Below are 24,932 nucleotides of genomic sequence, written 5' to 3' on the forward strand. Positions count from 1 at the left end.
CTCGGGGGAGCGGCGCTCCTGCTCGCCGTCGTCGTGCTCGGCGCGATCGACCTGCTCGTCTGGAACCCGCTCGCCAAGGTGCCCGGCACCGACCTCGTGACGATCTACGCGCTGATGGCCGAGCGCGCGGCACCGGCGAGGTGGACCACTCCGATCACCCCCGCGACGAGCGCCAGGGCGACGACCAGCCGCCCGGTCAGCTGCAGCGCGGCGACGACTCCGGCCGGCGCGTTCTCGGGCACGATGCCGCCGGCCGTGAGGGTGTAGCCGATCAGCACGACGGCCGCGGCCGTCAGCAGGCCGAGTCCGCGGCGGGCGAGGCGACGGGGACGGAGGAAGAGCGGCTCCCCCGAGTGCGCGGGCAGCGCCCGGTCGAGGGTGGCGCTGAGCACGAGGGCGCCGAGCACCACGTCGCGGCGGCGCAGTCCCGCCTCGGCGGCGCCGGCGACGTCGGCCCGCCACTCCTCGAGGTAGCGCTCGCGGGCCAGCGGAGGGAGGAGACGGGCGAGCAGGCGCAGCAGCAGGTCGATCACGCGCGGGCCTCCGCTCCGGAGAGACGGCCGGCGGGACGGGCCTTCACGGCCTCGAAGCGCGCGACGGCCGAGCGGGCCGCCTCCGCGCCGTCGCCCGTGAGCTCGTAGAGCCGCCGCCGAGGACCGCTGCGATCGGTGTCCGGCTCCCACGACGAGGCGACCCACCCCGCGCCCTCGAGCCGCTCGAGAATCGGATAGACACTGCCGGCCGGACGGCCCGTGCGCTTGATCACGAGCATCCCCCACACGGACGCGCCGTCGTCGAGGAGGACGCGGAGCACGTCGACCGTGGCGGGCGTGAGGCGGGCGAGCGGGGTCATGCGCGCAAATCTAGCTATGTAGAGATAGAGCGTCAAGGCGGATGCCGCGGCCCCTCGGCAGGCCTTGGACGGGCCGACGACGCCGGAGCGATCACCGGCCGCGTCGACGGCGAGGGCATCGCGGAGCAGACGAGCACGGGCGCGTTCGCGGCGGCGTTCTGCACGACGACGTCGGACTGAGGGCCTGCCCGTCCTCCTGCGTCAGTGGCGTCCGGCAGAATCGCCCTGACAGCGGGAGGCGCTTTGCAGTTCACGATCGACGGAGATCCGTACGAGCTCACGCGGGAGTCGGTGGAGGCTGCGCTCGGCGCGGTCGAACCGGCGGCCGTCACCAAGTACTCGATCGAGGCGCTCGGGCGGCGGTGGCCGGTGAAGCAGGTGCTCGCGGTGGCGACCGGGCTGATCACCAAGCCGTTCGACTCCGCCCAGGCGCGGCGCATCCTCGCGCAGTTGGGCTTCGAGATCCTCGGCACTGATGCCGCGCTCGAGCGCGAGCCCCTCGACGGGTCCTCCCGCTCATTCGACGGAGTGGACTGGAGCCTCGCAGCATCCGATGGCGACTACCTCGAGGCCCGCTCCGGACGACTGCACGTGCCGACCTGTCGGCACGGAGTGACGCAGCCACGTCGGTCGTGGACTGAAGCGGAGGTGCGCGACGCGTGGCTCGCAGCCCCCGATCGCGACCCGCGCGAGCTGACCGATCCCGGATGGTGCTCCGACTGCCTGCTCCTGCGCGGGCAGGAGGACGAGCAGGTCCACTCCACGTCAGCCGCTCCGACCGGCAGCGCCGAGCGTCGAGCGATCGCCGCTGCAGCCGGTGTCGTTCTCACTCCCGGCCTCAGCGGCGGGGCTTCACCCCTCGATCAGACTCTCCGCACGTGGACAGCACCGGCAGCACGAGGGCTGCGCGAGGCGCTCGACGCGGTGCCCGATGCGAGCGGCGGCTTCCGCAGCCGGCTTCTCCTCCAGCTCGCCGATGCACCACGGGCGGTCACCCTCCTCGCTGCTGAGCTGTGCTTCGTCCAGCGGCTTCCCCTCACCAACGTCGGCGCCGAGACGAAGCGGGAGCTCCTCCGCGACATCCTCGCGACGCTGCCCTATGCGCCCGATCTTCCCGAGGAGGTATCGGCGGCCTTCGATGTCCGCGGCATCTTCCACGGCGGGGCAGGGTTCACGCCTCAGATCGCTCGCCACCTGCAGTGGCTGTGCTCGTTCATCGAGCACTGGGACGGTCTCGACCTCGACACCCGCGATGCCGCTCTCGGCGATCCGTGGCTGTTCCGCAAGCAGACGTCCATCGTCGAGCCCGCCTCTCCCGCGATCCAGAACGCCCTGCTCGCGCTGACCTGGCCCAGCGTCTTCGAACGGATCGTCTCCACCGCCGACAAGACGAGGATCCGCGATGCATTCGCACCCGTGCTGACCACGGGCGCCACGAACGATCTCGACCGCGATCTCCTCCATCTGCGTGATCGCCTGGATCCGCAGGGCCGACTCGACATCGACTGGTACCTGCCGCCGTGGAGCACCGAGTGGCGGGACGCCGATCGGAGCGACGCTCCGGCCGCCTGGTGCGTCCCGAGCGCAGCGGTGCTCGGAGACACGATCGGCTACCCAGGAGCGATCGCCGCCGACTTCGGAGCGAGCCGTTCCGTCATCCGAGCGGCCGCACTGAGGCGGTGGGACTGAGCGGAACCGATGCCCGCACTCCTGCAGCGGGTCGATTCGACAGCAGCCGTGCTCACCGGGATGCGTCCGGGCGAGCAGATCCTGGTGCGGGACGATCTCGGTATCCGGGTGGGGACACTGCGGAGCGGACGATGGATGCCCGGCGACCGTGCGCAGCGTTCAGTCCGGTGGGAGGACGAGCGCGTGCCGGAGGAGGCCCTTCCAGAGGCGGTCCTGGCTGCGCTCTCGGAGGAGGCTGGTTTCACCCGCGTCGAACCGCTGTCGATGCCCGCACCCGCACCGCTCGACCTCCGCCTCCCGCGCCCCACGGCCGAGTTCGCGGCCGGTCTCCACTACGACCGGGCCTGGCTGGACGACGTGACCGCGGTCCTCGAGGAGCGGAGGCAGATCATCCTGTTCGGTCCTCCCGGCACCGGGAAGACGTTCGTCGCGCGCGCCCTCGCCCGATTCGCCGCTCCCGCCACGGCTGTCCGGATCGTGCAGTTCCATCCCTCCTACTCCTACGAGGACTTCTTCGAGGGCTTCCGACCCGCGACCGACGCGAGCGGCTCCGCGGTGTTCCGCCTGGCGAAGGGACCGCTCCGCCTGCTCGCGCAGTCGGCGGTCCGCAACCCGGCCGTCCCGCACGTGCTCATCATCGACGAGATCAACCGCGGCAACATGGCGAAGATCTTCGGCGAGCTGTACTTCCTCCTCGAGTACCGCGACGAGGAGGTGTCGCTCCAGTACTCCCCCGAGGAGCCGTTCGCACTGCCCAAGAACCTGTTCATCATCGGCACGATGAACACGGCGGACCGCTCGATCTCGCTCGTCGACGCGGCGATCAGGCGGCGCTTCGCCTTCTTCGAGCTCCATCCGGCCCAGCAGCCGGTGCGCGGGCTGATCCACCGTGTCGAGGGGCGGACGACGCGGCGCGGCGCGCTGCTCGAGACCCTGAACGAGCGCATCGGCGAGACGGACCGCGACTTCCAGATCGGCCCCTCCTACCTCCTCCGCGGCAGTGCCCGGACGGAGGAGGGACTCGCTCGCATCTGGGAGCACGACATCCTGCCCCTGCTCGATGAGCACTACTACGGCCGCCTGTCTCGAGATGAGGTCCGGGCTCGCTTCGGGCTCGACGCCCTCGACCTGACCGCGCCGGTGGTGGACGACGAGATCGACGAGCCGTGACCCGCGTCTCGCTCGAGGAGAACGGAGGCTGGCGGACGTGCGACCTCTCCTCCGAGGTCATCGCCGCAGCCACGTCAGCTGGGCTCGTCGAGTCCCGGCTGAGTCGCACCGGGGTCGAGATCGCCGCAGCGTCGAACAAGGTCGGAGCGGTGCGCTGGGGCGACGACGAGATCCTGGTGCGACCGAAGACTCCGCTCGGGTCGCTGCTGTTCCTGCTCGGATACGCCCGTGATCCGGGTTTCCGCCCGGAGGACGTCGATGCGACGCCGGACGACGACCTCGCGTCCGCCGTCGCGGAGACGTTCGCCCGGCTCGCCGAGCGTGCTCTCGCCCGGGGCGTTCTGCAGGGCTACCGCACCTACGACGAGACCGCGGTCACCGTCCGCGGGCGCATCCGCATGTCCGACCAGGTCTCTCGAGGTGGGCGACTGCTGCCGCTCGAGCTGTCCATCGACGAGTACACGATCGACATCGCCGAGAACATCGTGCTGCGCGCTGCTCTCAGTGCCCTGCTGACGCTGCCCCGACTCCGCGATGCGCTGCGTCGTCGCCTCGTGCATCTCGACGGACGCCTCGACGGGGTCGAGCGACTCCGCCGTGGTGCGCCGGTGCCCGCCGTGCGTCGGAGCCGCCTGAATGCGCACTACGCGCCGGCACTCGCCTTCGCGATGCTGATCCTCGAGCGCCGGTCCCCTTCGAGCGCCGCGGGCGAATCACCTCTCGCCTCGTTCGTCGTCGACATGGCCGGTCTCTTCGAGAGCTTCGTCACGACAGCGCTGCGGGAGGCTCTCGCGCCGCTCTCGTCGGGAGTCACGCTGGCCCAGTACCCCGCGACCCTCGACGAGCGCGGGCGGCAGCCGGTGCGGCCCGACATCGTGCACGTCCGCTCCGGACGCCCGCGGATCGTGGCGGACGCGAAGTACAAGACCGGCGCCTCCCGCGTGGAGGATCTCTACCAGATGCACGCCTACTGCACCGTCCTGGGGCTCCGGGACGGGTGGCTCATCTCGGTCGGGCGGGGCAGGTCCTCGTACTCGGTGCGCGGTGCGGCGGTGGAGCTGCACATCCGTCGACTGGATCTCGCGGCCGCGCCGGAGCGGCTGCTCGAGGAGGTCTCCTCCCTGGCCGCAGAACTGGTCGCCGATCGAGGGCACGTCACCTCAGAGAACGATCACCCGCTCACGCCCTGAAGCGCGACCGCGACGAGGACCCCCGCGAGGAGGAAGGCCGCAACGGCCGCCGCCATCCCGAGCACCGGGACCATCCACCCCTGACGCGACGTCGTCGGCCGGCGGACGACCGCGACGAGCGTCAGCACCGCGAACAGGCCGACCACGGCCGGGACGATCCACGTCGTGACGGTCAGAAGGGCGAAGTCGCACCCGCCGGGGCTCCCGCCGCACGCGTCCATCCCCATCTGGAGGATCAGGACGAGGAACGAGAGGCCGGCGCCGAGGCCCACCAGCAGGACGAGGAGCAGGACCGCCTCGATGCGGCTCGCGAGACGTGCGGGCTCGCGCTCGCCCGGGCGGGGGACGCGCGGGGGCGGATCCGGGTAGGGGTCGTCGGCGTCGAAGGACACGGCACCCTCCCTGCTGAGCGGGCCCGGTCGGGCCCGGGGAGATTCTCGCCCACCGCATACGAAGAAGGACGGATCGCGACTGCCGGCGGATCCGTCCTTCTGCGTGTGCTGCTCCGGGACTACTTGCGGAACATGCGCGCCGTGGTCTCGAAGAGGCCCTTCACCGGGCGCTGCTGCTCGCCCTGCTGGGCGCCGAGGATGATGATGACCGAGGTCAGCGCGGGGATCAGCCACTGGGTGGCCTTCTGCACGCGCAGAGCGGTGGTCAGCTCGGCCGAGTTCTGCGGCGACGCCTCGGTGACGCCCTCAGCGCCCTCCTCGATGTGCTTCGCCTGCTTCGCTCCGGCGAGAGCGGCGGTCAGCGAGGCGGCGCCGGCCAGACCGGTGACGACCGTCTTGACGATCGTGTTGGTGCGGCTCTCCTGCTGGTTCGCGAGGCGGGTCTTGTTCGCGAGGATCAGGCCGATGCCGCCGACGCCGTGGGCGACGATGGCGGCGAGCTGCACGGGCGTCCAGCGGGCCCAACCCACGGACGCGACGCGGAGGCGCTCCGACGGGTCGGACGAGGTGGCCGCGGCACCGTTCAGGCCGACGGCACCCATGAGGGATCCGCCGAACCAGGCGGCGGCGCCGAGGTCGTGGAGGCTTCGGACGAGCGTGTTCCGTGACGGCATGCGTGTCTCTTTCTCTTCTCGGACGACAGGAGGGGGCTGCGACCCCCGTATATGGGTGACGCTACGCGCGGCGTGGGCCGAGCGGTCGGGGCTTGACCTCTCCCTCCGCAGCCGCTCTGGTAGGAGGGCGCGGCGAAGCGCAGCGACAGGAGGAGCGACATGGCGGACCAGGACGAGCAGAAGAGCATCCGCGACGACTTCCACGAGGCCGTGAACATGACGGCCAAGCAGATCGAGAGCTGGCTCGACACGGACGAGTCGAAGGAGGTCGGTCAGAAGTCCGACGGCGGCGAGTCGGTCGGCCACCACAGCGGCCGCCGCATCATCGAGATCCTCGGCACGAAGCAGGCCGACCTCAGCGACGACGACTACGCGCACATGAAGAAGGTCGTCGGCTACGTGCACCGGCACTCGGCACAGCGTCCGGACGGCGACGTCACGGAGACGAAGTGGCGGTACTCGCTGATGAACTGGGGGAACGACCCGCTGAAGAAGTGACGGGATCACTGGCGGGCGACCATGATCGAGGGATGCAGATTCTCGAGGTCGTGGCCGCCGTCATCACCGACGGAAACCGGATCCTCGCGTGCCGGCGCCGCCCTGAGAAGTCGGCCGGCGGCCTGTGGGAGTTCCCGGGCGGAAAGATCGAGCCCGGGGAGACGCCCGAGCAGGCGCTCGAACGGGAGATCGCGGAAGAGCTCGGAGTCGCTGTCCGCGTGGGAAGTCTGCTGAGCGTCGACGACACCGAGGTGGGTTCTCGCGTCATCCGGTTGAGCTGCTGGTGGACGAGCTGCAGGGTTCGGCTCCGCTCGTGAGCACTGATCACGACGCGCTTCGCTGGCTGACTCGGGAGGAATTGTCGAGCTTCGAGTGGGCGACCCCGGATCTTCCGGTTGTGGCGAAGCTGGTCGCCGGGGCCTAGGCCACGGTCAGCAAGGATCAGCACCGGTTCGGGATCCGCTCGAGGGTTGTTCGTCCTCGACCTCGGGGCGAGCACTTGCGGAACCTGCTCTGCGAGCGGCGACCGACGCCGAGACGATGTCGACCACGACATCGACCTCCTCGTGTTCCCAGAATCGGAGGGACACCCAACCCGCTTCCTGCAGCAGGCCGTCGGTATCGCGGTCTCGCTCGCGGTTCGTCGCCACCTTGTCGGCCCAGAATCCGGCGTTCGTCTTCGACACCGTGTGGTGGATCGGACAGCCGTGCCAGAAGCAGCCGTCGAGGAACACCGCGACCCGCTGCTTCGGGAAGGCGACGTCGATGGTGCGTCGCGTCGACCCGGGCACCTTCACCTGCAGGCGATAGCGCAGCCCCGCCGCATGAAGTGCGGATCGCACCCGCAGCTCGACCTTCGTGTCACGTCCGCGATTCGAGAGCATCGACCGCCGGACGCCGTCGCTCGAAGCCCATGACATCGCTCGAGACTACGGGCTGACCTAGCTCCACGGCCCTTTCGCGCCCGGTACCTTTGTCACATGACCCCCCGCCCCATCCGCACCCTCGATCTGTTCGCCGGCGCGGGGGGCCTCACCGCCGGATTCCACGCGGCATCGCCCCGGATCGAGACCGTCGCCGCTGTCGAGTGGGACATCGCGGCCGCGGCGTCCTTCGAGGAGAACTTCGGTCGCGGCAAGGCGTGGGCGGGCAGCATCCAGAGCTGGCTGGCCGAGGCGGACATGCCCACCGACATCGACATCGTGATCGGGGGCCCACCGTGCCAGGGCTTCTCGACTCTCGGCAAGCAGGACGTCGAGGACGAACGGAACGACCTGTGGCGGACCTACGCGGAGACGATCCGTCGCGTCCGCCCGAAGTACTTCGTCGTCGAGAACGTGGCCGCATTCACCAAATCGGCGCAGTTCCTCGAGTTCGAGGCCGCGATTCAGCCCGGTGGGATCCTCGAGGACTACGCCTTCGAATGCCGGATCCTCAACGCTGCTGATTACGGCGCTCCGCAGGCCCGCAAGCGTGCGGTCCTCATCGGACACCGACGAGACCTCGCCGTCCCCGGCTTTCCTGTCCCGACTCATCTCGGCCGTCATCGCACGGTGCGGGACGCCCTGATCACCGAGCACCGGATCTCGTTCCAGACGATCGACGAGCAGGACCTGGCTCCGCGCACGATCGAGTTCGCAGGGAAGATCTTCAAGGGGCCGTTCTCGGGTCTAGAGCTGCACACCGGTAGGAAGTACTCATCCCTCTCGCTCCGGCGTTTCCAGAAGATCCCGGTGGGTGGGAATCGTTTCGACCTGCCGTTCGACCTTCAGGCGAAGTGCTGGCAGAACCACCGCTCGGGGTCCGCGGATGTCATGGGCCGACTCCACTGGGACAGGCCGGCGGTCACGATCCGCACGGAGTTCTTCAAGCCTGAGAAGGGCCGCTACCTCCACCCGGAGGCGATGCGCTCGATCTCCCTGTACGAAGCGGCGATCCTGCAGGGGTTCCCCACCGATTACAAGTTCGTCGGGTCGAGGACCGCGATCGCGAGGCAGATCGGGAACGCTGTTCCGATTCCGCTCGGCGCTGCGATCGCAGGGCATCTCGTCGAAGCGGTGGACGGAAGAACGGCCCCATCACTCACCCCTGTTACTCTCCCTGCACGCAGGGGGGTCTCGACAGCACTCCGCGGCGCGGAACGTGTTCAGCTGTTCTGAGTAATCCCGTCGAAGTCGAAGAGCCGCCTCGCCGCGTCGCCTCCAACGCTCAGCGCACCCGGTTCTAAGCAGCACTCGTCGTCGATATAGGCTTCGAAGATCAGCGTCCAACGAAGGATCAGTGATCTCATCAGCGTCGACATGTTCTACGGAATGTTCGCCCTCTACGCCCGGCAGCACGGGGTCGAAGCGGCAGCGGAATCGATGGCGGGTGTGCTCCCGGCCGAGACCCTCACGGCCCTTCGCGAGAGGTTCGACTCGGACCGCAAGAAGGTTCAGACCGGTGGGCCGGTCATCATCGCCGCGGGTCGGCCGGACTGGTATCCGGGCCCCACACCCAAGGACAAGTTCTGGAACGCGCTTTACGACCAGTTCCAGTCGGAGGGCTGGAACGACGATCGGCTCCTGAGCGTCAACAGGTCATCGGACAAGGTCGTCGCGCACACCGAACGACCCGACAAGTCGACCTGGGGTACTCGGGGTCTTGTCGTGGGCTACGTCCAGAGCGGGAAGACGACGAACTTCCTCGCGACCGCCGCGAAGATGGCCGACCTCGAGTACGGGCTGATCATCGTCCTCTCCGGCATTCACAACGCATTGCGGAAGCAGACGCAGATGCGCCTGGAGGAAGCACTGGCTCGTGTTCCGGCCAAGGACTGGTTCCGCCTGACAGAACTCGATCGCGACTTCAGGCTGCCGTCCTTCGACGCCGCAGCGCTGCTTTCGGGCAACCAGACGGGCGTGGCCGTCGTCAAGAAGAACGCTTCCGTGCTGCGGAAGCTGAAGAAGTGGCTCGAGACCGACGGGGCGCGGACCGCGCTCAAGGAACGGCCGATGCTCGTGATCGACGACGAGGCCGATCAAGCATCGGTCGAGACGAACACGATCAATCCGCTGATCACCGACCTCCTCAAGCTCGCGTCGAAATCGACTTATATCGGTTACACGGCGACCCCCTTCGCGAACGTCTTCATCAATCCTTACGACAAAAGCGATCTGTATCCTCGAGATTTCATCCTGAGCCTTCCGCGACCGGACGGTTACTTCGGGCCGGAGAAGATCTTCGGGCGCGATGTCGTCACCTCCGAGCTCGGGGCGACGGACGAGCCGGAGGACGGCTACGACATGGTCCGGATCGTCCCGGACGAGGACGTAGCGAAGCTCCGACCGGGAACGAAGGACGCCGCCACCTTCGTTCCGGAGCTGACGGAGGAGTTCGCGGACGCACTGGACTGGTTCTGGTTGGCCACGGCCGCACGGCGTGCACGAGGCGACCTCGGTCACAGCTCGATGCTGGTACACACCACCGTGAAGACGTCCGCCCACGAAGCTTTCCGACCCGTGATCGAGGAGTACCAGGCGGCCACTGCCGCGGGGCTGCGCGCTGACGGGTCGAAAACCGAGCAGCGACTTCGATCGCTGTGGGAACGTGAGAGCGCGAGAGTCCCGTCGCCCGACCCGCTGAGGAAGGCTTCGACGTTCGACGAGCTGCTGCCCGCACTGCGACCGGCGGTGGCGGACGCGAGAGTCGTTCTCGACAACTTCCGAAGCACCGATCGGCTCGACTACAACTCGCGACCTTCTCAGGTCGTCATCGCCGTGGGCGGCAACACGCTCTCGCGCGGACTGACACTCGAGGGACTCGTCGTGAGCTTCTTCGTCCGTGCCGCGAGCGCGTACGACACCCTCATGCAGATGGGGCGATGGTTCGGGTACCGGACGGGCTACGAAGAGCTCCCCCGCATCTGGATGACGGAGGAGCTCCAGAACAACTTCCGCCATCTCTCCCGAGTCGAGTACGAGATGAGGGACGACATCGACCGCTTCCAGCGAGAGGACGTGACACCTGAGCAGGCGGCCGTCCGCATCAGCACTCATCCAGCTCTGCGGATCACGGCGAAAATGGGCGCGGCATCGCCCCAATTCGTCTCGTTCGAAGGGCGACGATTCCAGACCCGCTATTTCCACAACCAGGACCCGACGTGGTTGAAGAAGAATCTGGACGCTGCGACACGCCTCCTTGGTGAGTGCGATCGAGCGGGTCTCGAACTCGAGAGAGGAAACACCGGCGCGCGGCTCTTCCGCCACGTGCCGTCAGGGCTAGTGCAGCAGTTCCTCTCCTCGTACTCCGTTCACAGCGCATCGAAGGACGTCGACCCCGCGCTCATGAGCGAGTACATCGCCCGTTGCGTCACTGCCACCGACAAGAGCCTCTCGACCTGGTCGGTCGCGATCGTCGAGTCCCCTCAGGGCCGCGAAGCGACGATCGGGAACCGTTCAGTCCGTCTGGTGACACGCGGGCGTGTGAACGACAAGGAGAACCCCGACCGGGCGGACATCAAGACTCTGATGAGCAAGGAGGACCGTGTTGCCGACCTCCACCTCACGCGATCCGAAGCGCGCCGGACGAAGGAGGAGGATCTGAGGGGTCTCCGTGACACCGACGAGACCGCCCACAGGGAAGGCCTCCTGGTCCTCTACTTCATCGACCCTGAGGCCGGCCAAGGAGGCGGCGTTCGACACGATCGTCTGTCGATGGGTGCGAAGGAGATACCCGTCGGCCTCGGAATCGTCTTCCCTAGCCAATCGTCCGACGAGCTCGTCGTCGCGGCGTCGAAGGTGTCGGTCGACCTGTCGGCGATGGAGATCGAGACGCCCGACGATCGGACAGAAGGAGTCGACGAAGACACCGAGACGGAATCGTCCGAGTGAGTTCGAGATCGTCGACGGCCGGCGCTTGGGCAGTCCTCGGGCGACCGACGGAGAGCCGATTCGAGTCGTACCTCCTGAGAGCAGTCGGAGCGAAGCATGTACGGGCGGCGATAGACGAGGACGGTCATCGACATCTTCTGGTGCCGATCAGAACGAGACCGGACCGGATGCCCGCTGACGGTGAGGCCGTCGCCTTCGACGTCTCGCCCTTGGCCTTCGGTGACGAAACCGGTCTCGTTCTCGACATCGCCTGTCTGGACGTGACAGTGCATACTGAATTCGATCTGCTGATCGACGAGGTGGTCGATTCGATCGAAACACTCGAGACGGCCGGTGCATCGGCTCTGGATGCAGTCGAGCGCTGGCGCCGACTGCTAGCTCTTCAGCGCCCGAAGCGGATCTCCTTTCTCGAGCAGATGGGTCTCGCCGCGGAATTGATGCTTCTCGACCGCGCTCTCGCGATAGACCCGACCTCGGCCGGGGCCTGGCGCGGTCCTTTCCGCGAACCCCACGATTTCGAGTTCGGCGGAGGATGCGTCGAGGTCAAGGCGATGGGCGATTCCACGACGGTCGAGATCCATGGACTCGCTCAACTGGTGGAACACGAGGGTCGGCCTCTTCACCTGACCCTCGTCGAGGTCTTCGAGGCGGAGGACGGAGCAACGATCATCGAGACGGCGCGTAGTATCCGAGACGCGTACGGAGTGGACCTGGCAAAACCCCTCACCGCCGCCCATGTCGATATGGATCACGACGGCGCCGGTTTCGCGCGGTTCGCCACAGGCTTCGTCATCGTCCTTCGGATCACCCCGGACACACCGCACCTGGCAGTGTCGAGCAACGCTTCCCGGGACGATTTCTCCGACGTCAGCTACCGCATTCGCACAGCGGCACTCCTCCCTCACAGTTCGGGACAGGATCTCGACGAACTCCTGAAAGAGGTCCTTCATGCCTGAGTGGTGGTCGCAGCGATTCGCGCCGGAGGGATCAGCTGCAGCCGACGGCATCAAGAAGCAGCTCGGTCAACCCCGACTGGACCCGCTCACGGTCCTCGCGCGCGAAGCCGCTCAGAACACCTGGGATGCGCGAGCGGGCCGGGAAGTGCGGTTCAACATCGACATCTCGCGGCTCGGCGACAGAGCAGAGATCTGGCGCGCGCACTTGCAGTCGAACCTTCCCGAAGCGAGCGGGCTGTTCGGCTCCACTGAATGGACTTCTGAGACGCTGGTCATGACGGTGAGCGACCGGGGGACAGTGGGCCTCGGTGGCCCCGCTCGCGCGGATCTGAGAGTCGAGGAGAACGAGCGACCGGACTTCGTCCAGTTCCTCCGGAACGTCGGTGAACCACGTAACCAGTCGCTGGGCGGTGGTACTTACGGCTTCGGGAAAGGTATCTACTACTCCGTCAGTCGCGCGAGTGCGATCCTCGTCGACACTCATGCCGTCGACCGAAAGGCTGGTCGGCGGGTGATGGGCGCGGCGATGACGCACAAATGGACCGACGGCGACGACGTCTACACGGGCCGCCACTGGTGGGGTGACATCGTCGGTGGAGTGCCGGATCCGGTGACAGGAGACGAGGCGAGCCGCCTGTCCTCCGATCTCGGCCTGCCCGGATTCGCTGAAGGAGAGCACGGAACGGACGTCGTCATCATCGACCCCAGCCTCGGCATGTTCGACCCGGACCGCAGCCGGACGGTGGAGGAAGCGATTGCTTTCCTGCGCTCGTCGATGGTGTGGCATCTCTGGCCGAAGACCGTGGAATCGCCAGAAGGGGTTCTGCGGCTGTCGACGAGTGTCGATGGTGAGATGACTGCAGTGCCCTCCGCGGATCGGATCCCTTCGATGGAGGCCTTCGTCCTGGCTCTCGAGAAAGCTCGTCGCCGAGAGGGTTACAAGTACGAGAGGAAGCGGGCACCGTTCGACGTCGGAACCCTCGCTCTTCAGCTGTCGGAGGCGCAGCCGTCGGACGCGGAGTTCGACGAAGCCCGCCCGTTCGACGGACCACGTCGGCATGTCGCACGAATGCGGAGTGTCGAACTCGTGGTCGACTACTTCGCCGGAGACGAGCACCCGGACCCCCGCTTCGGATACGCAGGTGTGTTCATCGGCTCCGGAGAGGCGGACGAGGTGTTCGGACGAGCAGAGCCGCCGACCCACGACGCCTGGGTATTGGCCGGCCTCCGCGGGACCGACCTCGGCGTCGTCCGCGATCTCGGTCCCTTCCTCCGCAACCACATCCAGAAGGAGATCAATCCGCGACGTCCGTCGAAGTCGTCGTCGGACACCGCAGGGCTTGGTCGGCTGGCAGCGCGGCTGGGTTCGGTGACGCGGAGCTTCTCAGGAACAGGTGCGGGCGCGGACGGCCCGAACGCTTCCACAAGCAGTGGCTCCGGCGGTGAAGGCGGCGGCGCTGGGGGCGCGGGAAGCGGCGCAGGAGGCGCGGGAAGCGGCGGCGCTGGAGGCGGCGGCGGCGGCACCCGTAGGAGGCGAGCCGCAAAACCTCGAGTCCTCGAGGGCCCCGACATCGTCGTGGAGAACAGCGTCGCGCTTTTCCGAGCACTTGTGGAAATACCCGACTCCGAGGAGCGACGCGAGGTGCTCGCGACCGCGCAGATCGTTCTCGAGGGTGGCGGAACGGAGGAGGATCCGCCGGAGGGCGCGGCCGGTCCCGGGTTCCAGTGGCGGAACGACGAGAGCGGCGCGGTCGCCGAAGGTCCCTTGCTGTCCCCGTCGCACGAGGCCACCGAACGGTGGTGGCTGACGGTCAGTGTCGTCGAGGACGCTGTGGTCCGAATTTCTGTGGATTGGAACAACTGACGTGGTCTTCGCCGTAGCTCCCTATAGAACGCCGCGAGCAGGGACGATCACTTGGTCCGTTCCCGACCTGCTCGACGGTGAAACCTGGGTCCCGCTCGGAGAGGAGATCGAAGGCTGGGACCCTTCGATCGACTTGATCATCCGAGGTTCCGTGGAGATCGATCCTCAGGCGATCGAGACCGAGACGGGGCTCACCCTTGCTGAGATGGCGCTTGTCGTTTCCTGGTCCTGCTCCTCGAGCCGGTTCCGAGCCGCAGCACCGCGTCAGGCCCTCGCTCAATCCGGCGTCACGAGCTTCACGGTGACCCTGCCGGGTGACCGGCTGGACGGAAAAGTGGAGGTGACGACCGCAGTCGTCGCGCTTCCTCGCGCCGACGTCGGCGCAGGAACCGCCAGACGTCGCGGCTCCGTGCTCGCGGATCGCCGCTTCACCGTCGCACTAGAGGGCACGGTGGGAATGTTCCCCGTCGAGATCGTCGATTTCGTCAAGACGCGACTACCCAATAAGGCCAGTTGGCATCTCGAGACCTCGCAGGACCTGGACCAGACCTTCCTCGCCGGATTCAGACTTCAGATCAACGAACGAGATACGGAGCTGACAAAAGCCATCGGTTCCCGCAAGCCGAACGAGCGTGAGCGCATGCTCCTCGACGCCCTGGAAGAAGGTGTGCTGGGGCTGCTGCTCGAATCGGCGTCGATGCTTCAACACGAGCTGGCCGAAGAGACGCGGTGGGAGGAGGAGACCGTCGGGTACGTCCTGTACTCGCTTCTGACTCGGGCGGACGATCTCGGGACCGTGCCGACAGCGCCGGCGGAACTGGCGATGTGGCGAGCCGAGATCATGTCGAAGGTACGGGGACTCGGAGTCGGGCGGCAGATCGAATGATCATCTGGCCTAGATTGAGTAGGGCGGTCGCTTCCAGCGAGTGGGAGCGCATCCGGGACGAAAAGGCTGCAGCCGGACACTCGCTTGTCCGCGACGCTCAGTGGCGTGCCATCGGTAATCGTGCAGACGAGTCCGACTTCGGCCGCTTACACGAGCGCTTGACCGAGCTCGCAACGGCGCACGGATTCCCCGAACCAGTCGGGGCGGACACCTATGGACGCTTCGACCGCGAAGCAGCGTTCTTGGTTCGAGATCTGGTGGACGTCCCTTTCGCAGAAGCTGCTGCCGGAGACGTCTGGTCGTTCATCGCGTTCGCAGTTCTACCCGAGGTCACCGAATGGCGCTTCGGCCATAGGAACAAGGAACGTTGGATCGGCACCGATCTCACTCGGCACACCTGGGCTCGTCTCTGGTGGCAGGGAGAAGCGTTCCGCCCAGAGCCGGAACTACTCACGCATCTGTCCGAAAGCGATTTGAACCAACTCTTCGAGAGGCGATCGATCGGCGGCGACGGTCCTCTCGTTCGCGCCCTGGCCCGGTCCTTCATAACGGTCACGGCGGAGCGCCGTGCCATTGTTCGCGACACGACGAAGAGGATCCGGAGGCTCCTCGCCTTCGTGCAGACTTCCGCACTCGAAGCGAAGGAGATCGGATCGCTCGCCGATGAGATCGTCGAGCTCTCGACGGCATTGATCACCGGGAGATCCGCCTCCGAGTCCGACGACCAGCGGAACCTTAGCGGCGCGGGTTCGGTCGCCGTGGTCCCCGAAGAAGAGGTACCAGAACGTTCACTCGGCCTGGTGGAGCCCACCTATCTCGCTTACCACCGACCGGCCGCGCTCTCAGCAACACAGCTCCTCGAGCCCTCCGCTCTCGAGGACATGATTCAGAGCGCCGTCGAGGTAGAGGGTCCGGTACTGCAGTCGAGACTTCGCCGGTTGGTCGCAGGAGCGGTGGAGGATGACACCGTCCTGAGCTCTGCCGATGCTGCGATCAGCTCTGCTATCGAGGTCCTACTCCAGGCCGGTCGGATCGAAGCGGATGATTTCGAGCTCTCGGGCCTCGGTTCACAGAGATCGCTCCGCGTCGTCGGCAGCCCGGCAATCCGAGTGCGGCCGCTTGGCGCGCGTCGGCTGTTGGAGGTGCCGCTCCGCGAAGCCCTCGCGATCGCACGCCTCGCGCCCGAGGGAACCGCGACGAGTCGGATGGAGTATCTATTGAACTTCTACGGGCTCGAAGACATCGATCTGCTGGATCGAATGGTGCTGCTTCAACTGGCGAACGCCTAAGACCACGCACATCACGAATGATGAATGACCGAATGGCGGCTCGGACTGTCTGTGCTATTCGATAATCTCGAATCCGGTAGTTGTCTTCGACACAGTGACGATCGAGAGACTTCCTACCAACTTTCGAAGGTCGTCGGGAAGCCGACCAGGTAGCAGTAGGACGGGAACAACTTCGAGGTTGCAACTCCGAGCGAGCAGGACGTAGTCGAGTACCTGCCCGATCGCCATTCGGACGTGCGATCGGGCTGTCGATTTCTTCGCCTCGACGATCCAGCCACGGGAGGGCACGTAGAGATCCGGCTGCAACTGAACGTGACCGACTCGCAACTTCATCGTCTTAGGCGGAGTTCCTCGGGCGATGAGCCACCGCCCGAACGCGTGCTGCAGCTCGAACTCCGCTCTTGAGACCGACCGAGAGCCCCCGCGCACAGCATCCTTCAGCGAGACTTCGCTGAAGTCCGGTGGCCGCCAATCGAGGATCTCCAGAGGGGGAAGGAGTTCACCGGTCGGTCCCACGAGCTCAAGGTCCGCCTCGACCGGCAGGAGCGAGAAGATCAGTGCCTGTCGAAGTACTCCCTGCCCGTCCGGGACCTCGCGCGAGTGATACGCAGGTGAATCGGGGACGAAAGTTCCAACGTAGGTCACGACCGTGCCATCGACTGCGAAGAGCCTCACGGGAATTCCGTTCTTCTCGGAGTCCCGCAGTGCTCGATTGGCGTGATTGAGGTCCTGGTGGCCCTTGGGTCCCTCACCGGTGTAGAGGAAGTCACCTTCGGGTGTAAGGCCCTCGTGAACGTCGTAACCGTACTTCGACCCCTGAACGGGATCGGTGAAGACGAAGATGTTCCGGCGATTCACAGGCGTTGAGATGCCGCGCCGCCAGTCCCCGCCGAAGCGTGCGTGAAGCTGCCGTCGCAGCAGCTTGTCGCCCGGAGCCAAGTCGAACGCACGGAAACGATCGCGAACCGCGTCCGCCTGCTCATCGCTGAGCTCCCAGCGAGAAGTGCCGATGTCGAGAGTTCCGAAGAATTCCCGGAGAGCATCTCGGATCCGCTTCTCCGGTATGCCGAGTTCGAGAGACAGGTCGGCTGGAGTGAGGGCGGGCATAGGGCCGACCCTAGGAACGGACATTCCGAATGTCGGCGAATATCGCTCGTGTTAGCGAGTCACTCCGCTCCGGACGGCGAACACCGCTCGAGTGTCGACTCGGCACCCGCCCGATCCTCCGCCCCGATCCCCAATCGGTACGTGCTCAGCACCCCCACGAATTGCTCCACATACCCGCAGCGCAACTCCGCCGCCGGCGGCAGCCACTCCCCCGGCCCCGCGTCGCTCTTCGACTGGTTCGTCTCCTCCGACGCGGCGACGAGGTTCGCGGGGTCGTTCGCGAAGGCGAGGCGCTGCTCGTCGGTCCAGGACCAGGCACCGTGGTGCCAAGCCCAGCCGAGGGCGACGACGTGGTCGATCTGGACGAGGCGGGAGGTGTCGGTGCCGGAGGTGAACTGCACAGGGGTGCCGTCGTAGGGGTCGATCAGGAGGCCCGAGAGGACCTTGCAGTCGCGGGTGCCGGGCTTGAAGACGGGGTCGAGGAGGTCGCGGCCGAGGACGTCGTTGCGGGTGTCGCAGCCGTTGCGGTCGACGTCCGACCAGGACTGGCCGAAGAGGTCGCGATCGTAGGGAACATCGGCGCGGCCGTCGTCGGCCGGCAGTGCGGCGACGAGGGCGAGGGCGGGCGACTCCGGAGACGACGGCGCGGGCGACTCCGGAGACGACGGGGTGGGCGCTGATGCAGTGGGTCCAGCGGCGGACGACGACGGCGCCGGAGACGTGAGCCACGGACCCATCGGCGCCACCGACTCCGACACCGCCATCACGGCGAACGCCACGGCGACGGCCGCGACCAGCGCCAGCGTCACGGCGAGCGCGGGCCGACGACGACGGCGGGCACGACGGGGCACACGAGACACACGAGGCGCACGGGGCGCCGGCCGCCGCGCTCCCGGACGCGGCGGCGCGGGTCTGCCTGCCACGCGCCCTAGACGCCCGAGTCGGTGTCGACGGGGGCGTCCGGAGCGGTGGGGCGCGCCGCCGCGTCCCACAGGCGGATCGCCGAGCGGGGCACAGGACCGACGACGTCGACGCGCCAGACGAGGTCGACCGGGGAGCCGGTGGCGCTCTCGTAGGGCAGCACGTGAAGGGGGGTGCCGGGGTCGAAGCGCAGGCGGTCCTGCAGGCGGGCGGGGGCGACGAGGAAGCTCGTGACGCGCTCGTGGTAGCGCTCACCGACCTGCAACTCGGTCAGCACGGTGGCACTGACGGGGGTCATGGGGTCGGGGCGGGTCAGCGAGTCGAGCAGGAAGTCGTCCCAGGGGACGTCGAGCTCGACGCCGTCCCAGTCCTCGGGGCGGCGCAGGGCGTTGAGCGGGTTGGTGCCCATCGGGCGGACGCGGGGGCGGGCGATGGCCTCCTCGTCGCGGGTGACGGAGGCGACGATGTCGGCGAGGCGCGGGGCGGCCACGCGGGTGAGGAGCGACTCGTCGTCCAGGGCGCGCAGCAGCATCCGCCGGGTGTGGTTGGACGAGTGCGGGAGGTCCTCGTCGAGGGCCGAGAGGCCGAAGCCCTGGCCGGATCCGTAGTCGGCGGCCATCTCGCGCACGAGGGACTCGAAGGCGTCGTGGCGCCAGCCACGGCGGACGAGCTGCGCGGTCATGGCGGCGCGCATCCGGGCGACGGCGGCGGTCTCCTCCCCGCTCACCGTGGCGAGGCGCACGGCGAAGGGCATGTGGCCGCGCTCGACGTCGAAGGTCTCGTGCTGCGTCCACACCGGCGGCACGTGCCACGGGCGGTGGATGGCCTTCGAGAGCAGTACCAGCCACTCCACGGCCTGCCGGTGCACGGAGCGCAGGCGCGCGGCCTCCTCGCGGGCGCGGCGGGCGCTCGCACCGAGGTGGGCGAGGCGGGCGCGCTCGAGACGGATCCGCCGCTCGAAGCGCGACCAGCCGGCGTGGTAGCGGGCCAGGGCGACGACGGTGAGCGTCACCCCGGCGACGCCGAGGCCGGCGAGGATCCACCACAGCACGGCCGAGATCGGGTCCGGGTTGAAGGAGCCGTCGGCATCGCGCGCGGCGTAGTCGTTGACCTGCCAGAGGCCGAAGCCGACGGCGAGCGCCAGGGCGATCACGAGGATCCAGCCGACGAGCATCGAGCGGTGGAAGTCGCGGCGGAGGCCGAGGAGCTCTCCGGGGCGCTGCGGGCGGAGGGCGTCGATCTCGCGGACGAAGGTCGCCGCCTCGTCCTCGGCGCGTCGACGCTCGCCCGCGAGGCGATCGAGGAAGCGCCAGACGAAGGAGGTGCTCTGCGCGCCGGCCCAGAGGTCGTACTCGGCGAGGGCGCGGAGGCGGCTCGAGCGGCGCTCCTCGGCGAGGAGCGGGTCGGGGCCGGGGTCGGGCTCGGCGGGGAGCTCGATGCGGACGCGGGCGGGGGTCTCGGGGTCCTCGGCGGGCGAGGCGGTCTCGGCCGACTCGGCGGCGGGCTCCTCGATCCGGGTGCCGTCCTCGGGAGGGGCGAACGGGGCGGGCTCGGGAGCAGCAGCAGCAGCAGCAGCGGGAACCGCCGCCACCGATCCCTCCGCCGCCGTCACCCAGTCCTCGAGCCTCCGCCGAGGGTCCTCCAGGGTCAGCGCGTACCAGTCCACCCGCTTCGGGAACCCGGGCGGCACGTCGTGCCCGGCCGGGCTCCACGCGTCGTCCGGCAGGGCGAGCACGTCGGCGACGCGGCCGAAGACCGGCACGGCTCCCTCGACGGGAGCGAAGCCGGCGTCGCGCAGGTCGGCGCTGCCGTCGAGCGAGCCGAAGACGAGCTCGCGCAGACCGGCCCAGAGCTCGGGCGTGGTACGGACGTGCGCCATGGCGGCAGGGGCGTCGGCCTCGGTGCGGGCCCGGGCCTCGTCCTCCTGCAGGCGCCGCAGGTCGGCGAGCAGCAGCCGGTCGCGCACGTCGAGCACCTCGTCGAACGAGGTGCCGACGACGGCCGAGCCCTGCTCGGTGTGCAGGGCGCGGGTGACGGCGCGGTAGGTGCTCGAGGTCAGGCGACGCAGCGCCCACTTGGGCATCTGCGCGAGCTTGCTCGTCGCGAACACCAGGAAGCGGCCGCCCTGCGAGGCGAGGCCGATGCGGTCCACCTCGGGCAGGGCGAGCTCACCGGCGGCGTCGTAGGTGAGCGCTCCCCCGTCGAGCCGGAGCGCGCCCTCGACCATGCCGTCGACGTAGCCGGCGATGCGGCCGTCCTCGATGAAGGCGGTGCCGGGCGGCGGTGGGCTGACACTGGGGTCGATCAGGAGGGAGTCGGGGCGGGCCGCGTTCTCGAGCACGCCGGCGGCGACACGGCGGCCGAGCGACTCCGTCAGCACCGCGTTGAGGAACACGCGCGAGATCCAGACCGAGGCGCCGCCGTCGCTCTCGCGCGACATCAGCTCGACGCTGCCCTCGCTGACGCCGTTCCAGAGACCGGCGACCGAGGCGAGGTGGGTGAGCGTGAAGCCGGTGAAGCGCTCGTCGTCGCGCACGAAGGCGTCGCCGGACCACGGGCTCGAGCGGTCCTCGGACGAGGCGATGACCACGAAGCCGTGCTCGTGGCTCTCGACGCGCTCGCGCAGCTGGAACGCGGTGGGCGCGCAGATCAGGGTGACGTGGCGCAGCTCCGTCGTCTGGTCGGCCAGGGTCGCGGAGGGATTGGGCAGCGGCATCGAGGTGCGCACCCACGAGCGGACGAGGTCGGCGACCTCGTCCTGCGCCTGGTCGGTCTCGCGCTCGGGCAGCGACGAGCGGAGGGTGATCAGGCGCACCAGGGCGAGCTGCTCCTCGGCCAGGGCCTCGAAGAGGTCGACCGAGATCGCGACCGACTCGAGGTCGGCGCCCACTCCCAGCACCACGGCCTCGATCTTCGGAGGCGCGGAGGGCGAGGTCCTCACGTGCTCGGGCAGCACCCAGAGGGCCTGGCCCAGCAGGCCGGTCTTCGTCCACTGCGCCGCGAGCTCGAGCAGGGTCTCGCCCTGCGCGCCGCTGGGCAGCAGCACGATCGCCGCCTTGCCGTCGGGCCAGAAACCGCCGGGCCGCGGATCCGACTCCACGCTCAGACCCCGGTGTCGCGCGGACCGGTGGACAGGACCGACGAGATCAGCCCCCGCAGGGCGTCGCGGAACTGCTCCCGCATCTCCCAGGTCACCGGGTAGTCGTAGACCGACACCCGGTCGTCCTGCGCCACGATGTCGCTCTCGAACTTGGCGAGCTCGGCCGAGAGGTACGCCTGCACGGCGGTGCGGCGCGACGCGAGGTCGCCCTCGGCGGTGCCGGCGCGCGACGGCTCCGGAGTGGGGGCGCCGGCGGGCAGGGCGCCCGTCTGCAGCCACTCGGCCAGCTCGGTCTCTTCGCCGCGGCTGCCGCCGAGCGACGTGAGCACGCGGTAGGGGACGAGCGGAGCGAGCGTGCCGTCGACGTTGCAGAGCGCCATCGCGATCGCGAGAGACTGCAGAACGACTCCGGGGAAGTCGGCGGGACGGGCGTTGCGCTCGCTGAGCAGCGGGTGCGGGAAGTCGGCGAAGCCGCGCGCCGCCGGGTCCCAGACCGAGAGCTTCGGGCCCTTCTCGCCCTGCGTCGAGTCGACGGCGAGGCGGCCGAGGGCCTTGGCGACGTACCAGCCGCGGATCATCGACTCGATCGCGCGCGGATCCGCCGGAATGCTCTCGCCGAGCAGTCGCGCGCGCTTGAACTTCCAGAACGCCTCGCGGCTGTCCTGGGTGTTCGACTGCGCGAGCCAGCCGCGGGCGATGGGCTCCATCACCGAGTCCATCACGATGGGCTGGTAGGGGAACCCGGACATCGCGAAGACCTCGATGCCGTCGACCTTCTGATCCTGGAACCACGACTCGCTGGTCGCGTCGTCCCAGACGCCCATCTGGCCGAGCACGCCCTTGGTCACCTCGTACATCTCGGTGCCCGCGCGGAACGGGATGGAGCTGAAGACCAGCGAGGTGTCCTCGTTGATCGCCTTGCCGTGCACGGCCCGCAGGAGCGCGGGGTTGAGCTTCACGAGCGGCTCGCTGGCGCCGAGGGCGGCCTGGAGCTGCTCGCGGTAGCGGTCGCGGCGCTCGGCGAAGACGTTCGGCGGCAGCACCTCGGAGTCGAAGAAGCCGAGCAGGTCCTCGCCGATGTAGGCGGCGAACGGGGTGCCGTCGCGCTTCATCCACGCGCGGGCCCGGGCGACGTACGTCTCGGGGTCGGTGGCGAGGTCGAAGGTCGCGCGCTGCGCGGGGTTCGAGACGGCCGGATCCGCGGTGACGGTCGGCTTCCAGGTGCGCGGGTTCGCGACGAGCGACCAGGTCTCGTCCGAGCCCTCGGAGTCGGGGCTGACGCCCACCAGCAGATCGGTGAGGACGCGCAGCACGGCGTCCTGGTACTTGGCGTCGCCGTCGACCGAGGCGCGCACCAGCTTCTGGAACTCGGCCGGGTACTTCTCGGGCTCCACGAGCATCCGCTCGTTCGGCGCCGGGGTGTACTTGCGCGGCACGGTCTCGTCGACGCGGCGGGGCCAGAACTCGTAGGCGTTCTCGCGGTCGTCGATCGTCTTGCGCGCGTTCACGCGCTGCAGGAGCGCGGTGCGCGAGCCGTCGAGGTAGTCGGCGAGCGGGCCGAGGAAGGTCTCGCGCAGCTCGGCGAGCAGAGCCGAGGCGGAGTCGCGGAGAGCGGCCTCGGAGGACCACTCCAGCGCCTGCCCGAGTCGCTGGATCGCGAACTGCACCGCCTCCTGATCGGGGCGGATGGACTGCTGGTTCGCGGCCGTGCGCAGCTCGTCCGAGACGAGGGAGCCGAGGCCGGCCACCCACTCCTCGTGCTGGCGCGCGTCGATCCGCAGCGCGTCGACGGTGCCCTTGAGGCCGCGCTCGAGGCGGCGGAGCATCGCCACGACGACCGGGAGGCCGTCCTGCGCGACGTAGCGCGACACCGTCTCGAGGAGGTGGCCGGGCATCGTGCGCGTCCACTCGTCGAGGCGGCGCTGGCGCGCCTCGCGGTCGCGCTGGAGGAGCCGGGGGCCGGTGCGCGTGTACTCGTTGACGAGGCGGTCGGACCAGGTGGTGATGTCGGCGCCGCCCTGGCGGTCGAGCGACTCCGGACGGCTGAGCTCCTCGTCGGCGCCGCGCTGCAGCTCCGCCTTGATCACGTCGAGCACGGCGGTGTCGCGCAGCGCGTCGGTGACGTCGTTGTGCTCGGCGGTCTCCTCGTTCAGGCGCAGGTCGCGGATGAAGCGCTGGTACTCGCTGTCGGCCGACTTCTCGATGTACTCGCGCTCGGTCATCCGCTCGAACTGCGGGTCCTCCTCGGAGTGCGCGAAGAGCATCCGGTCGATGGCCGAGCGGGCGAAGCGCTCGGCGGAGTACTCGAGGAAGCGCTCGCGGCCCAGGGTGACCCGGCCGAAGCCGATCGAGGAGAAGGGCGGCGAGTGGTGCGCGGGGCTCATGAGCCCGGAGTTGTCGGGCAGCACGTTCGCGGCCGAGCGGGCCTGCCAGTTGCCCGAGGAGTAGGCGATCATGTCGTCCTGCACGCGCTCGTCGATCATCCACGCGGTGAGGCTGGTGGCGACGGCGTCGTAGACGGCGTTCTGGTCCTCGAAGGTGACCTTGCTGTTGCTGCGGCCCACGATGAAGGGGTACGCGGCGCCGACGCGGTCCATCGCGGCTCCGTACGAGGGGGCGACGCCCTTGGTGCGCAGGAGCTCGAGGGTGGCGGCCGAGGGGGTGTCGGTCCAGAAGCCGTTCATCGTCTCCGAGATCGCGGCGAGCGCGTTGCCGGGCATGCCGGCGGTGACGTTCAGCTGATCGAAGACGTCGGGCGCGTAGAGCATGCTGAAGAACTGGTTCGACCACGGGTACTGCTTGGCGGTCGACTTCACGATCTCGATCACGTCGAGGAACTGCCCCGCTCCCGAGCCGCCGGCGACCGACGAGATCACGATGACGATCGGGCTGCCGTCTCCTCCGTCGTCGCGGGCGCGCAGGCGCTGGCCGAGCGTCTGCAGCTCGGCGAGCGACTCGGCGTCGTTCATCTTGCCGATCGCCAGGCGCGCGGCCTGGGCGATCTCCTTGGTGGCGGCGAGCGCGACGGCGCGGCCGACGGCGCGGTACTGGCCCGCGCCCTTCGTGACGTCGACCTTCACCTGGCGGGGGTCGGGCAGCTGGCGCTCGATGTCGTGGCGCATCGCGTTGTTGGTGGCGTGGGCGCTCGTGATCGAGCCGTGCACGATGTCGAACGTCGCGGCGGTGCTGACGAGGCCGCGGTAGTCCTGCCGGGGCAGGAAGGGCGCCTGGTACTCCATGCCGTCCTGCACGGTCGGGGTGTCGAAGTGCAGGAAGCGCCAGGCGGCGGGGATGCCGCCCTCCCAGCCGAGCTGCTGGAGCTTGAGCTCGAGCTGGTACTTGATGCCGCGGAGGGTCTTGCCGCCGGAGCCGCCGACTCCGATGAGAAGGAAGGGTTTGAGCATGACTGCCTGCTTTCTTCGGCGGCGCTGTCAGCGACCGCGGGGCGGAGGGGTACGGGGGCCGGAGCGGC

General features: G+C 68.5%; 20 protein-coding genes. 11 read left to right on the forward strand and 9 right to left on the reverse strand.

Translation table 11 applies throughout. The features are described from left to right. Positions 1 to 104 precede the first annotated feature (104 nt). Positions 105 to 533: a hypothetical protein gene (locus tag NB037_RS12450; RefSeq protein WP_251946206.1), complete on the reverse strand. Its 429-nt coding sequence runs from the start codon at positions 531 to 533 to the stop codon at positions 105 to 107. Further along, complete coding sequence (locus tag NB037_RS12455; RefSeq protein ID WP_251946208.1) at positions 530 to 853, reverse strand: PadR family transcriptional regulator; 324 nt, start codon at positions 851 to 853, stop codon at positions 530 to 532. Before NB037_RS12455 ends, NB037_RS12450 begins: the two co-directional genes overlap by 4 nt. 243 nt (positions 854 to 1,096) lie before the next feature. On the opposite strand from NB037_RS12455, the gene NB037_RS12460 reads away from it, so the two are divergent. From NB037_RS12460 to NB037_RS12470, 3 genes are read left to right on the forward strand one after another with little or no spacing between them, the layout of a single operon-like run. Further along, positions 1,097 to 2,542 carry a hypothetical protein gene (locus NB037_RS12460; RefSeq protein WP_251946209.1) on the forward strand — a complete coding sequence of 482 codons (1,446 nt, stop codon included), beginning with the start codon at positions 1,097 to 1,099 and terminating at the stop codon, positions 2,540 to 2,542. Between the two features lie 9 nt (positions 2,543 to 2,551). Further along, complete coding sequence (locus NB037_RS12465; RefSeq protein WP_251946211.1) at positions 2,552 to 3,712, forward strand: McrB family protein; 1,161 nt, start codon at positions 2,552 to 2,554, stop codon at positions 3,710 to 3,712. Then, positions 3,709 to 4,902: an McrC family protein gene (locus NB037_RS12470; protein WP_251946213.1), complete on the forward strand. Its 1,194-nt coding sequence runs from the start codon at positions 3,709 to 3,711 to the stop codon at positions 4,900 to 4,902. The genes NB037_RS12465 and NB037_RS12470 overlap by 4 nt, the downstream gene beginning before the upstream one ends. Here the strand turns inward: NB037_RS12470 and NB037_RS12475 are convergent. Both NB037_RS12475 and NB037_RS12480 read right to left on the reverse strand, forming a co-directional pair. Further along, positions 4,884 to 5,294, reverse strand: a complete 411-nt coding sequence (locus NB037_RS12475) for a hypothetical protein (RefSeq protein ID WP_251946215.1) — start codon at positions 5,292 to 5,294, stop codon at positions 4,884 to 4,886. The two genes, NB037_RS12470 and NB037_RS12475, sit on opposite strands and share 19 nt — an antisense overlap. A gap of 119 nt (positions 5,295 to 5,413) precedes the next feature. Continuing rightward, positions 5,414 to 5,968 (reverse strand): hypothetical protein, encoded by a 555-nt coding sequence (locus NB037_RS12480; protein WP_251946217.1) that lies wholly within the window; start codon positions 5,966 to 5,968, stop codon positions 5,414 to 5,416. 159 nt (positions 5,969 to 6,127) lie between these two features. Between NB037_RS12480 and NB037_RS12485 the strand changes: the two genes are divergently transcribed. Both NB037_RS12485 and NB037_RS12490 read left to right on the forward strand, forming a co-directional pair. Further along, complete coding sequence (locus NB037_RS12485) at positions 6,128 to 6,466, forward strand: DUF3140 domain-containing protein (protein ID WP_251946219.1); 339 nt, start codon at positions 6,128 to 6,130, stop codon at positions 6,464 to 6,466. 32 nt (positions 6,467 to 6,498) lie between these two features. Then, positions 6,499 to 6,783 (forward strand): (deoxy)nucleoside triphosphate pyrophosphohydrolase, encoded by a 285-nt coding sequence (locus NB037_RS12490; RefSeq protein ID WP_251946220.1) that lies wholly within the window; start codon positions 6,499 to 6,501, stop codon positions 6,781 to 6,783. A 114-nt stretch (positions 6,784 to 6,897) separates the two neighbouring features. On the opposite strand, the gene NB037_RS12495 is transcribed toward NB037_RS12490, so the two are convergent. Further along, a complete protein-coding gene (locus tag NB037_RS12495) occupies positions 6,898 to 7,386 on the reverse strand; it encodes a very short patch repair endonuclease (RefSeq protein WP_251946222.1) in 489 nt (162 codons plus the stop codon). Positions 7,387 to 7,446: 60 nt separating this feature from the next. Between NB037_RS12495 and NB037_RS12500 the strand changes: the two genes are divergently transcribed. From NB037_RS12500 to NB037_RS12525, 6 genes are all read left to right on the forward strand, one after another. Then, the gene (locus NB037_RS12500; RefSeq protein WP_251946224.1) at positions 7,447 to 8,625 is read left to right on the forward strand and encodes a DNA cytosine methyltransferase; all 1,179 of its coding nucleotides are present in this window, start codon (positions 7,447 to 7,449) and stop codon (positions 8,623 to 8,625) included. Between the two features lie 141 nt (positions 8,626 to 8,766). Continuing rightward, positions 8,767 to 11,337: a Z1 domain-containing protein gene (locus NB037_RS12505; protein WP_251946226.1), complete on the forward strand. Its 2,571-nt coding sequence runs from the start codon at positions 8,767 to 8,769 to the stop codon at positions 11,335 to 11,337. Then, the gene (locus NB037_RS12510) at positions 11,334 to 12,293 is read left to right on the forward strand and encodes a PD-(D/E)XK motif protein (RefSeq protein ID WP_251946228.1); all 960 of its coding nucleotides are present in this window, start codon (positions 11,334 to 11,336) and stop codon (positions 12,291 to 12,293) included. Before NB037_RS12505 ends, NB037_RS12510 begins: the two co-directional genes overlap by 4 nt. Further along, the gene (locus tag NB037_RS12515; protein ID WP_251946230.1) at positions 12,286 to 14,157 is read left to right on the forward strand and encodes a hypothetical protein; all 1,872 of its coding nucleotides are present in this window, start codon (positions 12,286 to 12,288) and stop codon (positions 14,155 to 14,157) included. Before NB037_RS12510 ends, NB037_RS12515 begins: the two co-directional genes overlap by 8 nt. Before the next feature lies 1 nt (position 14,158). Continuing rightward, complete coding sequence (locus NB037_RS12520; RefSeq protein ID WP_251946232.1) at positions 14,159 to 15,043, forward strand: hypothetical protein; 885 nt, start codon at positions 14,159 to 14,161, stop codon at positions 15,041 to 15,043. After that, on the forward strand, positions 15,040 to 16,332 hold the full coding sequence (locus tag NB037_RS12525; protein ID WP_251946235.1) for a DUF6339 family protein: 1,293 nt from the start codon (positions 15,040 to 15,042) through the stop codon (positions 16,330 to 16,332). Before NB037_RS12520 ends, NB037_RS12525 begins: the two co-directional genes overlap by 4 nt. A 54-nt stretch (positions 16,333 to 16,386) precedes the next feature. Here the strand turns inward: NB037_RS12525 and NB037_RS12530 are convergent, their stop codons facing one another. The 4 genes from NB037_RS12530 to NB037_RS12545 form a co-directional block, all read right to left on the reverse strand. Beyond that, entirely contained in the window at positions 16,387 to 17,439 is a 1,053-nt protein-coding gene (locus NB037_RS12530) for an SRA domain-containing endonuclease (protein WP_251946237.1), read from the reverse strand. 59 nt (positions 17,440 to 17,498) lie between these two features. Further along, positions 17,499 to 18,290 carry an HNH endonuclease family protein gene (locus NB037_RS12535; RefSeq protein WP_251946239.1) on the reverse strand — a complete coding sequence of 264 codons (792 nt, stop codon included), beginning with the start codon at positions 18,288 to 18,290 and terminating at the stop codon, positions 17,499 to 17,501. Between the two features lie 77 nt (positions 18,291 to 18,367). Beyond that, the gene (locus NB037_RS12540) at positions 18,368 to 21,460 is read right to left on the reverse strand and encodes a hypothetical protein (protein ID WP_251946241.1); all 3,093 of its coding nucleotides are present in this window, start codon (positions 21,458 to 21,460) and stop codon (positions 18,368 to 18,370) included. Positions 21,461 to 21,462: 2 nt separating this feature from the next. Beyond that, a complete protein-coding gene (locus NB037_RS12545) occupies positions 21,463 to 24,864 on the reverse strand; it encodes a tubulin-like doman-containing protein (protein ID WP_251946243.1) in 3,402 nt (1,133 codons plus the stop codon). Between the last annotated feature and the right edge of the window lie 68 nt (positions 24,865 to 24,932).

This window comes from Rathayibacter rubneri, from assembly GCF_023743255.1.
Taxonomy (GTDB): Bacteria; Actinomycetota; Actinomycetes; order Actinomycetales; family Microbacteriaceae; genus Rathayibacter; species Rathayibacter rubneri.

Excerpts from the sequence above, each read along its gene's own strand:
- NB037_RS12455 (WP_251946208.1), bottom strand. The coding sequence starts at position 853 with ATGACCCCGCTCGCCCGCCTCACGCCCGCCACGGTCGACGTGCTCCGC.
- NB037_RS12465 (WP_251946211.1), top strand. The coding sequence starts at position 2,552 with ATGCCCGCACTCCTGCAGCGGGTCGATTCGACAGCAGCCGTGCTCACC.
- NB037_RS12480 (WP_251946217.1), bottom strand. The coding sequence starts at position 5,968 with ATGCCGTCACGGAACACGCTCGTCCGAAGCCTCCACGACCTCGGCGCC.
- NB037_RS12485 (WP_251946219.1), top strand. The coding sequence starts at position 6,128 with ATGGCGGACCAGGACGAGCAGAAGAGCATCCGCGACGACTTCCACGAG.
- NB037_RS12490 (WP_251946220.1), top strand. The coding sequence starts at position 6,499 with ATGCAGATTCTCGAGGTCGTGGCCGCCGTCATCACCGACGGAAACCGG.
- NB037_RS12495 (WP_251946222.1), bottom strand. The coding sequence starts at position 7,386 with ATGTCATGGGCTTCGAGCGACGGCGTCCGGCGGTCGATGCTCTCGAAT.
- NB037_RS12500 (WP_251946224.1), top strand. The coding sequence starts at position 7,447 with ATGACCCCCCGCCCCATCCGCACCCTCGATCTGTTCGCCGGCGCGGGG.
- NB037_RS12505 (WP_251946226.1), top strand. The coding sequence starts at position 8,767 with ATGTTCTACGGAATGTTCGCCCTCTACGCCCGGCAGCACGGGGTCGAA.
- NB037_RS12515 (WP_251946230.1), top strand. The coding sequence starts at position 12,286 with ATGCCTGAGTGGTGGTCGCAGCGATTCGCGCCGGAGGGATCAGCTGCA.
- NB037_RS12525 (WP_251946235.1), top strand. The coding sequence starts at position 15,040 with ATGATCATCTGGCCTAGATTGAGTAGGGCGGTCGCTTCCAGCGAGTGG.
- NB037_RS12530 (WP_251946237.1), bottom strand. The coding sequence starts at position 17,439 with ATGCCCGCCCTCACTCCAGCCGACCTGTCTCTCGAACTCGGCATACCG.
- NB037_RS12545 (WP_251946243.1), bottom strand. The coding sequence starts at position 24,864 with ATGCTCAAACCCTTCCTTCTCATCGGAGTCGGCGGCTCCGGCGGCAAG.